A 12,131-nucleotide genomic window follows, 5' to 3' on the forward strand; every position below is an offset into this window, starting at 1 on the left:
CTTTAGGCTATTATTAACATTATAATATTGAAATTGTCTAAGGAGAAGAAGTGAATATAGAAGAGTTTGAGTCCCAATATCGTATTACTATGGATCGAGCCCTAAACGAATTGCAAACAGTAATTTTGTTGCTAGCACAAGCACAAAATCAAGTTTCTCAAATTGGAAATACCGTACAAATTCTCAGCCAAAATGTTGAAGAATTCATTCTCGAGCAAAAATCAAAATAAATATGAGATAAGCATAAAATTTAAAAATAACGATAAGCAAACTCTTCTTCAATTGCTTCCAGAAGATGTGAAAGATTAACTGGTTTAACAAAGTAACGACAAGCACCAAGTTTTATAGCTCTTTCTTGGTCTGCCCGAAAAGCAAATGCTGAAACTACGATCACGGGTATCTTGGCCAGATGCGGTTGCTGCTGGATTTGTTCTAGCAGCACATAACCATTAATGTCTGGCAATTTTAAATCTAATAAAATTAACTCTGGCTGGAATTCGTCTACCGTAGTGAAAAAATTAGAAGCTCCTGTTAAGCTTTGCACTTGATATTTACAATAACTCAGATAATCGCCCAGCAACATTCTGTTGGCATCATTATCTTCAATGAGCAAAATTCGTCGAGTGGGTCGTGAATGTAATTTCTGCTTTATAAAACGTAATTTTGCTGTCATTTTTACCAATCGTTTTATGTTAAGAGTCAACAATGTTTGCGAAATTTTCAATTGTTTAATTACGTAAATATACGCAATCAAACTCAGAAAGCTTTTACCTATACTATTACTTAATAATCTTATTATGTCTAGCAACAAACGATGTTATTAACATCATAATATATAAATTATAGAAAAAATCAAGTTCTTTTGGAAAAAGGTTTGAATATAGCAGTTGTCATTTAAATCAATACAACTTTACAAATAACGTAGAAATGCTACAAAAAGTGCGTTTCTACATTTATGTATAGCACGCAAGCGAGAAGCGCTATATAAGGTGTGGGGTAAAAATCAAAAGCCGTCCTTGACTGGAAAGAACGGCTTAGGGAATGTGTTAACCAACTGATATCAGACCTACCCAAAGATAAGTAGCGATGTGGGTAAAAGCGGGTAGGAATTAAATGGCACTACCCCTATTTGATTTTTAGTTTGCAATCGTCACATTGAGAATAATTATGCTTTTTTCAACTTACTTTGTGTGGCAAAGACACCACCAACTACTAGCATGCCCAGTATGACGGAAGGTTCTGGGGTTGATTTAACAGGCACACCTTGGAAACTGACTTCGTAGTTGCCAGTGTGAGATATGCCATCGCTTTTTTCAACTAACCCAGAGTTTGTAGCTTGGAAACCGTAAAGGAAGTCAGTCACTCCGTTGTAAGTGTACTTAACTACTTCACTGGCTTGAAAACCGTTAGGTACAAAAGAATATAAATCTTGTAGATTGTAATGACCAGCTAAACCAATACTGATTAAACCCGTTGAGTCATTTTGGTTAACGTAGGAGATGTTGGGGTCGCTGGATTTTTGGAATCCACCATTATTTAAAAACAGGTTATAGGAAAACATATTGTAGCCAACACCAGCTTTGACACTAAAATCTTTAAACCAACGGTTAGCAAAGTTATCTGCTCCAAAACTAGTGGTGTAGGTACCGCCCTTGGTTGTAAACCAGTCAGCACCATTTAAACTACTCAAGCTCAGGCTCTGGTCACCAATAGTACCGCTTAATGTCGTAACAGGAGCAGTTTTGAAGTTGTTCAGATTTTTGTAGAAGTTACTTTCGCTGTCAGAAAAGAGTTCGACGTTACCAGTAGGACTGCTACTGTTACCAGTTAAGATGCTGGACAAACTAGCATTTGGATCTGCATAGGTATTCTTGGCATCAGCATTGTATTTAATATATTCACCACCGCTAATTGAAGGATTAGTCAAGCTTGCGGCAGATGCTGGGGAGGTTGCGATCGCACTCAATCCACCGGCTATTGATGCACCAATCAAGAGTTTGTTAACAAGAGTTTTCATTGTTGTCTCCATCAGTTCTGGGGTTGAGTTTTATACACCTACCCCTTTTAAGGTTTGGTTAGCGTAGTTGCAGGCTTGGGTTTTCATGACTACCATTATTTTCAAACCACGGCAGTTTTGCTTATCCCTTACCATCACCTACAGTCCTCACCCAGTCTATGAAACTTGGAGACGAAATAGGTTAAGTTACTGTAGAGCCTCCATTAACTCTTGCTAAAAATATGACTGCACCATTCCTATTTTTCTAAGTATTAACTCTCGATTTCTGAAAATGAAATGTTGTATATCTGACTCAGGGGGTTGAGTCAGATGTTTTAACTAATTCGCTGGAATTCCCCATCCCTCTTAAAGGGTGAGTCATCAAATCACCTGTCAACTTTTGTACTGCTTTCCATGTCCCTAGGAAACTTGATGGAAAAACGACCTTTTTTCATCAATTGACCTTGGGTTGCGAATAAACCAAAGACTGCAACTAGCCCTAATATTGATGAAGGTTCTGGAACTCTTCTTCTAACAGGAGTATCTCTTTGGGTAACAACTGGTGCCCAAGTTGTGGTGTAAGTAATAGTATCTGTCTCAGGGTTAACTTGAGCTTGTGCTGAAGTCGCAGTCAGCCCGTAAATCAGTAGGACTGTTGATGCGTAGCTAGCAACTTTTTTAATACGGTTGTTCATGCGGTCTACTTCCCTTACTTTCAGTAAACAGGCTGCTGCAATCAAATGCTAATTGCGTAAGTTGCAATTAGCATTTAACTTGAGTATGAGAGCAACAGATTACTTAAGTAATACTTCAGTAGTTTATGCTGACTTCTTGAAAAACACGGTCATAGCTAGTAAATTTATAGTTAATTCTTAGTGAAGACTCCGTGAATTTACTACAAAAAGCCAGCAATTCTTTGGACAGCAGCTTCTAAAACAGGGGTATCGTGAACCAAAGCAAAGCGAACGTACCCTTCTCCAGATTTCCCAAAGCCAGCACCGGGTGCGACTGCTACCCCTGTTTCTTGCACCAACTGAGTGCAAAACTCTACAGAATTTTGACTCCAAGGTTCTGGTAATTTTGCCCAAATGTACATTGTTGCACTGGGAGTAGGAACATACCAACCAATTTGGTGTAAGCCACCGATAAAGGCATCTCGGCGTTTGCGGAAAGTTTCAACAGTTACTTTGACTCCTGTTTGGGAACCAGTTAGGGCTGCTATGGCACCATTTAAAATTCCCCGATACTGATTAAAATCAATTGCGGCTTTTATCCGACGTAAAGCACCAATTAACTCAGTATTACCAATAGCAAAACCAACGCGGAAGCCCCCCATATTATATGACTTAGACAGGGTGAAAAATTCTATTGAGACGCTTTTATCTGTATCGGCTTGAAAAATTGAAGGTGCGAGGGAGGAGATGAGGGAAGTTTCCTCGTTGTCTACTTTGTTTGCGTGGTTCCCGTTGTCACCGTTTCTCTCAAAAACTAAATCTACATAAGGAAAATCGTGAACTAAAACAAGGTTGTGTTGCTGACAGAATGCAACAGCTTCTTTAAAGAAAGACAGAGGCGCGATCGCCGTTGTAGGATTGTGAGGGTAGCTCAATACCATGAGGCGGGACTGTTCCAAAACAGGAAGGGGAATATCTGTGAATACGGGTAAAAAACCGTTTTCTTTCCGCAGTGGCATTGTGTATATTTGACCGTTGGCTAGGTGAACTCCGCCCACATGAGACGGGTAACCCGGATCGAGTAACAGGGCGAAGTCTCCTGGATTGAGGACTGCTAGAGGAAAATGACCCGTTCCTTCTTGAGAACCGATAAGAGGTAGAACTTCAGTTTCTGGATCGACAGGAATACCAAATTTTTGCTCGTACCACCTTGCTGCTGCTTGGCGAAACCCTTGGGTTCCATGAAAAAGCAAGTAGCCGTGGGTACTTGGGTCGTGTAGGGATTGAGTAATTGCTTCTATTATGTGTGTTTCTACTGGCAAATCAGAAGACCCTAGTGACAAATCAATCAATTGCTGTCCTTGAGCCAAAGCTTTTGCCTTAGCCCTATCCATATCAGCAAATACATTGAAATGTAGGGTTTCTAAACGTTTAGCAAATTTCATAATTTAGTCCTATGTCATTTGTCCTGTGTCATTTGTCCTTAGTCTTTATGCCATTTGCTGCTGTGTGCTAATGACTAATGACTAATGACCAATGACTCTTGACTAATTTAGATGTTCATCTATGATTTGGAGAAGCTTATCTTTGCTGATAACTCCCTCAGTAGACGCTAGTAATTTGCTCCCTTGAAGTAGCCGGAGTGCAGGTACGCCTTCCACTTGGTACTGCTTAACACTCAGTGGATTTGGATCGACTTCCATTTTGACGACTTTTAGGCGATCGCTGTATGTGGATGCCGTTACGTTTATAATTGATGACATCAATTGACAGGGACCGCACCACGAAGCCCAAAAGTAAACCAATACTGGTTTTTCGGCTTGTAACACTTCAGTTTCAAACTCAGCATCAGTGATGGTTATAACACCCTTATTCATTGCTGTCTCCACCAGATGATATTGTTTTACGTTTGCACACAAAATACTTTATCTTAATCTGTTTGCACTCCACTAGTTAAGTACTGGTTTTCAATGTAAAATCCCACAACCCATAGGTGTGGGACTAGCTCAAACAAATTTTATCCAATTTTAGGTTTGGTCTAACTGCTTGCGTAGCGATTCCAACTCAGCATCAACAACTTCATTGTTAGTCGTGTTTGATTTGGGAGCAGATGATTGTTGTGGAAGTGCTTGTTGAGTTGGTGAACCACCGGGAAGAGACAATTCCGCTTTCAAAGCCGCCAATTCATCATCGACATCGCTGCTGGCTTCCAATTTTGCAAATTGGCTTTCTAAATCTGCACCAGCCAACTCAGCTGCTGATTGGGCGCGGGCTTCTTGGAGCATGACTTTTTCTTCCATCCGCTCAAAAGCAGCCATTGCGCTGCTGGTATTCATCCCGCGCACCATTCCTTGGAGTTGCTCTTGGGCTTTGGCAGCAGTAATCCGTGCTTTGAGCATTTCACACCTAAAGGACGCTTGAGCCACGAAGTCACACTTCGTGGCTCAATCTTGTGGGCTTTCTGCTTTTATTGCTGTAATACGATAAAAAATTCGTTCTCATTGGGAACATTACGGGATAAATATGTATCAAATATACCAATGGCATCGTCTCCAAAAGGTTTTCCTGTCATAGGATTCCTACCGTTAACCAGCCGTCGAAATTCTTTGATTTCCTGCAACAGAGACATTTCGATCCGGTTTTCCAGTCGCACAAGCTGAATTTGCCGAATTGCGAGGATAGAAACCGTTGTAGAAAATGCCATCAACACAACGTATGACAGCAAAATACGCGTTCTTGCTCCAAAGAAGACTCGATACCATCTATCTTTTTTGGCTGATTTTGCTTTCTCCACCCTTTTAGCCCCTATGGATGCAACCCTTTCCGCTTCCTATTTACATCATTTTAATTCGTAACTTCTTCTGGCAATTCAGCTGATGTTTTAACTCCTTTTGGTTGGGAAAGTGCGAGCGAACAAAATCAAGTTTGGAAAGTAGATTTTTATGCTTTGTAAAGTGGGTTCAGATGCTCGGCTAACGTCAGTGAAAGCGGGAGAGCAGAACATCTTTAAAATCTTATCACTTCTAATTTGGTTGGTAAATTCTAAAGCTTGAAATGTCAAGGTGAGCATTGTCATATAATTACGTAGCTAAGGTGGGCAGTGCTGACCCTACTTGAGATATAAACCTGAAATTTGTTTCCTTGCTTAAAGTGATAATAATTTAAAATTAATTTGCAAAAATTGCCAGTATTTCTACTGAAGACAAATAACACAATTAAAATTCACAATATTTTTAGATAAAAACTATCCTTTGAAATTTATTTTCCTTTATTTAGCGAAATTTATTTAATGAAAAACAATGAACTCAATCACAGAACGAGATTTACAATTGCGTCTGGAGCAGGAAAATTTACTGCGCCGTATTATAAACAGTATTCATCAAACATTAGATTTACAAGACATTCTGGCGGCGACAGGGGCGGAAGTCCGTTCCTTACTGGGAACAGACCGAGTGATGATTTATAAATTTCATGCCGATGGCAGCGGTCAAGTGATTGCTGAGTCGATTTATAACAATCGCTTACCATCGTTGTTGGGGTTAAATTTTCCAGCCGATGATATTCCGCTTCACGCACGGAAAATGTTTATGAAGGCACGGGCGCGTTCTGTTGTCAATGTTGATACCCGACAGATAGGTCAAAGCCTTTTGCGTAATATGATTACGGGGGAGGCAGCATCAGGGGACATGACTTACCGCCCTGTCGATCCTTGCCATGTTGAGTACTTAACCGCAATGGGAGTTAAGTCCTCTCTAGTGATGCCTATTTTCCATCAAGAACAACTTTGGGGGCTTTTAGCTTCCCATCACTCTGAGCCCCGTTCCGTGCCTGAGTCGGAAATTGAAGCAGTACAGACGGTGGTAGACCAGTTGTCGGTGGCGATCGCTCAACATCATATTCTCACTCAAGCCCAAGCAACAGCCCAAAGGGAAGCGGTTCTCGATCGCATAACGACTTTGCTGCATTCAATGCCTACCGTCGAATTACAGACAGCATTAAAAGAAGTTGTGTTGGCATTTTCTGGATCTGGTGGCAGGCTTTGTTTTAGACATCAAGCCTTTAGTTTGCATAACGATACTGTAAAAAGTTTGTCAGACTGTCTGGATACAAGCCATCTTTCTGTTAACCTTTATACCTGTGGCTGGCAACCTATTATGCCAGAGGTAGCAAAATATCAATTGATGGAACAGTATAATGTTTGGCAGGAACGCTACAAGTCCGGTAACAGCGATGTTTGGGCAATTACGGACATCTATCAAACACCTGAATTGCGAAATCTACAAATTGCTTTTCAACCAACTAAAATCCGTAGCATGATAATGATACCGCTTCGGTATCGTCAGCACTTGTTAGGTTATTTAAGCATTTTCCGGAACGAGATTGACACAGAAACTTTGTGGGCAGGTCAGTTTGACCCCGATCAACGGCAACTGTATCCCCGGTTGTCATTTGAGGTGTGGCGAGAATCTAAAAAGGCACAAGCTTGTGAATGGACTGTGGAAGAAGTTGAACTAGCCCAAGCCTTAGGCAAACAATTTGCCCTCTTCATTCAACAGTATGAGATTCACCAACAGCTGCAAGCGTTTAATGCCAACTTATTCCAGAATTTATTTGGCTACAAGCAATGACACCCATTCCAAAACCTGATTTGCAGGTACGCCTAGAACAAGAAAATTTATTACGCCGCATTGTCAACAATATCCGGCGAACACTTTCTATAGAAGAGATTTTGACAACAACGGTTGGGGAAGTTCGTTCGCTACTGAAAACCGACCGAGTGCTCATTTACAAATTTCATGTTGATAACAGCGGTCAGGTGATTGCCGAGGCAATTGATGGCAATCGGCTGCCATCGTTACTGGGGCTCAATTTTCCTGCCGATGATATTCCTCCACAGGCACGAGAAATGTTTATGAAGGCACGGGTGCGTTCTGTTGCTGATGTTGAGAATCGGCAAATTGGTCAAAGCGCCCTACGTAATTTGGAAACGGGAGAGACTCTCTCAGAGAGTATACGTTACCGCCCTATAGACCCTTGTCATGTGGAGTATTTGACAGCAATGGGGGTTAAGTCCTCCTTAATAACACCTATTTTCCATCAAGAACAACTCTGGGGACTCCTGGTATTCCATCATTCAGAGACTCGTTTGTTTAGCGAAGATGATATTGAAGCAGTACAGAGGGTGGTAGACCAGCTGTCGGTGGCGATCGCTCAAAGTAACATTTTGACCCAGGCTCATGCAAAAATGCAACGGGAAGCGATCGTCAACCGCGTTACGACCCTGTTGCATTCAATGCCTACCGTTGAATTACAGCCAGCTTTAGAAGAAGTGGTTGCCGCATTTGGCGGGTCTGGTGGCAGGCTTTGCATCAGACATCGAGCTTTTGACGTTAAAAACAACAGCATGAGAACTTTGGCAGACTGCCTGAACGCTGACAACCTTTCTGTCAAGATTTATACTTACGGTCAACAACCTGTGATGCCAGAAATTGCAAGATATCAACTGATGGAGCAATACAGCGTCTGGCAAGAACACTATAAATCCGGTGATTATCATATTTGGTCAATTCCAGATATTTATAAAACACCACAGTTGCGAAATTTGCAAGTTGCTTTCCGACCTACTAAAATTCGTGGCATTTTGATGGTTCCACTCCAGTACCGTCAGCAATTACTGGGTTACTTAAGTATCTTTAGGGATGAAATTGATACAGAAACTTTATGGGCGGGACGCTTCGATCCCGACGAACGACAACTGTATCCCCGCTTGTCATTTGAAGTTTGGCGAGAATATAAACAAGCTGAGGCTCGTGAATGGACTGCGGAAGAAATTGAATTAGCCCAAGCATTGGGTAAGCAGTTTACCTTGGCAATTCAGCAGCGTGAAATTTACCAACAAGTTAATGCCCTAAATACAAACTTAGAAAATCAAGTCAAAGAACGCACAGCCAAGCTACAACAAGCAACAGAACAACAACAGGCGTTGTTTAGCGTTGTTACTAAGATTCGCGAATCTCTTGATGTTGATACTATTTTTCAAACAACAACAAAAGAAGTTTGTCAGCTTCTTCAAACAGATCGCGTTGCTGTTTATCGCTTTAATTCCGAATGGGGTGGCGAATTTGTTGGAAGTTTTGAAGCATCCAATCAAAGATGGTCCAATGATTTTCTATTAAGTACGAATTCAGTTTGGAACGATACCTATTTACAAGAAACCCAAGGGGGACGCTATCGCAACAACGAAACTTCTGCTGTAGATGATATTTATAAAGCGGGTTTTAATCAGTGCCACATTGATATATTAGAACAGTTTCATATCAAAGCTTTTATTCTTGCTCCCATTTTTGTCGGTCATAAACTCTGGGGTTTACTAGCAGCCTATCAACACACTCAACCCCGCCAATGGGAACGAGCAGAAATTAAATTTATGAGTCAAGTTGCTGCCCAACTTGGAGTGGCCCTCCAACAAGCTGAATTGCTAGCTCAAACACGACAGCAAACACTGGACTTGCAACAAGCCGCAAAGCAACAACAGATATTGTTTGAAGTTGTTACTAAGATGCGGGAGTCTCTTGACCTAAATACGATTTTTAGCACAACAACCAGAGAGATTCGGCGCTTCCTGAATGCTGACAGAGTGGGAATGTATCGCTTTGATTCTAATTCAGATGCATCTGAGGGTGAGTACATCGTCGAAGATTTAGCGCCTGGTTTACCTTCGACATTGGGAATCAAAATTCGCGACCATTGTTTTCAAGAAGTTTATGCAGACCAATACCGCCAGGGACGTTTACAAGCAGTTTCTGATATTCACAATGGTAAACTGCATGAATGTTATGTAGAAATGCTGGAAGAATTTCAAATTCAGGCAGCTTTAATTGTTCCAGTGATGAAAGGTGATGAACTTTGGGGTTTGCTGTGTATTAACCAGTGCGCTCAAACCCGATGTTGGCAGCCTTCCGAAATTCAGTTTGCAACTCAAGTTGCCGCTCAACTGTCTGTGGCGATCGAACAATCTAGTTTACTTGCTCAAACCCAACAGCAAGCAGAACAGTTAACCCAAGCCCTGCACGAACTACAGCAAGCTCAAACACAACTCATTCAGACTGAGAAAATGTCTTCCCTCGGTCAACTTGTTGCAGGTGTTGCCCACGAAATTAACAATCCAGTCAACTTTATTTATGGCAACATCGCTCACGTGAATGAGTACACTGAGGATTTGCTCAGTATTTTGGCACTTTATCAAGAACACTATCCAAATCCCAACCCTGAAATTATTCAGCAGGCAGAAGAACTAGAGTTAGATTTTATTGTCGAAGATTTGCCTAAAATACTTTCTTCTATCAAGATAGGAACTGACCGCATCCGTCAAATCGTTCTGTCTTTAAGAAATTTCTCCAGGCTCGATCAAGCTGAAATGAAGCCTGTTGATATTCATGAGGGAATTGATAGCACCCTGCTGATTTTGCACTACCGTATAAAACCAAGACCTGATAGCCCTGGGATTGAGATAGTTAAAGAGTACGGCAATCTACCCCCAGTTGAGTGCTATCCAGGACAACTCAATCAGGTCTTTATGAATGTTGTCAGCAATGCTATTGATGCTTTGGATCAACAGAGGGCGTCTGCTTCAAAATCCCAACAGGATAAAATTACAATCCGTACATCTATCGGTCAAATCGATGGTCACATTCCCAGTGCAGTCATTCGTATTAGCGATAACGGGGCGGGGATACCTCAAGAGCTTATCCAACGGGTTTTTGACCCATTTTTCACAACAAAGCCCGTCGGTAAGGGTACTGGCTTGGGTTTGTCAATTAGTTACCAGATTATTGTGGAGAAACATGGAGGAGTGTTTAAATGTGATTCTCATATAGGGTTGGGTACGGAATTTTGGATTGAAATTCCAATGAAGCAAAAGGTTTTTAACTAAGTAGTTGTCCTTAGTCATTTGTCATTTGTCATTTGTCATTGGTAAGGGTTTCAGATAGGTTTACATTTTGTAACGTAGTTCTGTTTATTCACGCCTACTTACTTAGGTTGGTACTATGCACAAGTAGAACAGCCACAAGTCAAACTGTTTTTTGGCTGGGATTGTTTCGGGAGTAATTGTATATGGCGCTATCAACTCAGGTATCTTTCAACAAGACGTTAGAAGAATTTTTGAATTTGCCAGAAACCAAACCTGCTAGTGAGTATATTGACGGTCGCATTTACCAAAAACCAATGCCCCAAGGAAAACATAGCATTCTCCAAACTGAATCAGCATCGGCAATTAATCAGCTTGGTAAACCAAAAAAGTTAGCTTTAGCATTAACTGAGTTACGCTGCACCTTTGGCGGACGGTCGTTAGTTCCAGATATTGCGGTGTTTGAGTGGTCGCGCATCCCGACTGATGAAGAAGGGGAAATTGCCAACAAATTTGAAAGCTACCCCGATTGGACTATTGAAATCCTATCACCCGAACAATCTCCCAACCGTGTCATTAATAAAATTATTTTTTGTATCAATCAGGGGACAAAACTGGGTTGGTTCATTGACCCTGATGATAAATCGGTGATGGTATTTCAACCGAACCAATTACCAGAAGTAAAATATGATACTAGTATATTACCCATCCTTGATGTCTTGGGGGATTGGCAAGTTTCGCCAGCTGATATATTCGCTTGGTTAAAGGTAGCAAAATAGTTTTTCTATTTTTCTGTCTATCAAAATCCAAGCAACCTCGACACTAACTGACAACCATATTATGATGTTAGAGCGATCGCGCAACTTTTTTGGCAGGGCAAAGCACGGGTTTCGTTCCTCAACCCAACCTACGTTCTACGTTCATCCTTCATCCTTCATCCTTTATCCTTTAAATCTCTCATCTACAAAGGTGGATTTTCTAAAGATAAACTTTCTATCGTGTTTTCTTCTGGCAATGATTCTGATGTTGAAATGACAATCAAAGGAATACCAGCTCCTAAACAACCCCGTTTGATACGTTCTGAGGTTTTAGGAAAGACAACAAACAGAGGATAGATGCTATTCGTGCCTTCACTCAAAATATGTTTGTAGTGCATGGGCATGAGCCACTCATAGTCTTTATCTAATAAAACCTGTGTTTGTCGCCAACGTCCTAACAGGTCAGAAAAATCCTCATGGGGACGATGGATAAAAATCAGGATTTCAGGTCCGGTTTTGATTTTCCATTCTGGATCGCACATCAAAATAGCCACATCACAGGGTAGGCGAGTTGCTTCTGCCGTCATTCCTTCCCTACGAAGATGGGCAACAGGCAATGGAATGGCGATCGCACTTTCATCAGGACGTCGCAAACTGGGAATCATTTCGAGGTAGGGACGGTGTTCTTTTAGCAGTGCGATCGCAGCCATAATATTGCTGTACTCTGCTAAGCAAGATTCATAATGTGATTTTTGTACTGACATAGTTTGTCAAGGATAAAGTATAAATTATGA

General features: G+C 41.2%; 10 protein-coding genes and 2 pseudogenes. 4 read left to right on the forward strand and 8 right to left on the reverse strand.

From position 1 onward, the window contains the following. Positions 1-50 precede the first annotated feature (50 nt). Complete coding sequence (locus tag ACYRY3_RS08205; RefSeq protein WP_460201208.1) at positions 51-230, forward strand: hypothetical protein; 180 nt, start codon at positions 51-53, stop codon at positions 228-230. Between the two features lie 20 nt (positions 231-250). Here the strand turns inward: ACYRY3_RS08205 and ACYRY3_RS08210 are convergent, their stop codons facing one another. The 7 genes and pseudogenes from ACYRY3_RS08210 to ACYRY3_RS08240 all read right to left on the reverse strand — a co-directional run bounded on the left by ACYRY3_RS08210 (position 251) and on the right by ACYRY3_RS08240 (position 5,464). After that, complete coding sequence (locus ACYRY3_RS08210; protein ID WP_460201209.1) at positions 251-673, reverse strand: response regulator; 423 nt, start codon at positions 671-673, stop codon at positions 251-253. A gap of 492 nt (positions 674-1,165) precedes the next feature. Then, positions 1,166-2,017 carry an NF038130 family PEP-CTERM protein gene (locus tag ACYRY3_RS08215; RefSeq protein ID WP_460201210.1) on the reverse strand — a complete coding sequence of 284 codons (852 nt, stop codon included), beginning with the start codon at positions 2,015-2,017 and terminating at the stop codon, positions 1,166-1,168. Positions 2,018-2,382: 365 nt separating this feature from the next. Then, a complete protein-coding gene (locus tag ACYRY3_RS08220) occupies positions 2,383-2,691 on the reverse strand; it encodes a PEP-CTERM sorting domain-containing protein (protein ID WP_460201211.1) in 309 nt (102 codons plus the stop codon). Between the two features lie 200 nt (positions 2,692-2,891). After that, on the reverse strand, positions 2,892-4,115 hold the full coding sequence (locus ACYRY3_RS08225) for an LL-diaminopimelate aminotransferase (protein WP_460201212.1): 1,224 nt from the start codon (positions 4,113-4,115) through the stop codon (positions 2,892-2,894). A 102-nt stretch (positions 4,116-4,217) separates the two neighbouring features. After that, positions 4,218-4,547 carry a thioredoxin family protein gene (locus ACYRY3_RS08230; protein ID WP_460201213.1) on the reverse strand — a complete coding sequence of 110 codons (330 nt, stop codon included), beginning with the start codon at positions 4,545-4,547 and terminating at the stop codon, positions 4,218-4,220. Positions 4,548-4,697: 150 nt separating this feature from the next. Beyond that, positions 4,698-5,078 (reverse strand): annotated as a pseudogene (locus ACYRY3_RS08235) (PspA/IM30 family protein); the annotation flags it as partial. Positions 5,079-5,137: 59 nt separating this feature from the next. Beyond that, complete coding sequence (locus tag ACYRY3_RS08240) at positions 5,138-5,464, reverse strand: hypothetical protein (RefSeq protein ID WP_460201214.1); 327 nt, start codon at positions 5,462-5,464, stop codon at positions 5,138-5,140. Between the two features lie 505 nt (positions 5,465-5,969). On the opposite strand from ACYRY3_RS08240, the pseudogene ACYRY3_RS08245 reads away from it, so the two are divergent. The 3 genes and pseudogenes from ACYRY3_RS08245 to ACYRY3_RS08255 form a co-directional block, all read left to right on the forward strand. Next, positions 5,970-7,268, forward strand: a pseudogene (locus ACYRY3_RS08245) (GAF domain-containing protein); the annotation flags it as partial. A 26-nt stretch (positions 7,269-7,294) separates the two neighbouring features. After that, positions 7,295-10,603, forward strand: coding sequence for a GAF domain-containing protein (locus tag ACYRY3_RS08250; RefSeq protein WP_460201215.1), 3,309 nt, complete (start codon positions 7,295-7,297; stop codon positions 10,601-10,603). A 182-nt stretch (positions 10,604-10,785) separates the two neighbouring features. Next, the gene (locus ACYRY3_RS08255; protein WP_460201216.1) at positions 10,786-11,358 is read left to right on the forward strand and encodes a Uma2 family endonuclease; all 573 of its coding nucleotides are present in this window, start codon (positions 10,786-10,788) and stop codon (positions 11,356-11,358) included. 182 nt (positions 11,359-11,540) lie between these two features. On the opposite strand, the gene ACYRY3_RS08260 is transcribed toward ACYRY3_RS08255, so the two are convergent. Next, positions 11,541-12,101 carry a hypothetical protein gene (locus ACYRY3_RS08260; RefSeq protein ID WP_460201217.1) on the reverse strand — a complete coding sequence of 187 codons (561 nt, stop codon included), beginning with the start codon at positions 12,099-12,101 and terminating at the stop codon, positions 11,541-11,543. Positions 12,102-12,131: the final 30 nt, after the last annotated feature.

Source organism: Scytonema sp. NUACC21, from assembly GCF_054684315.1.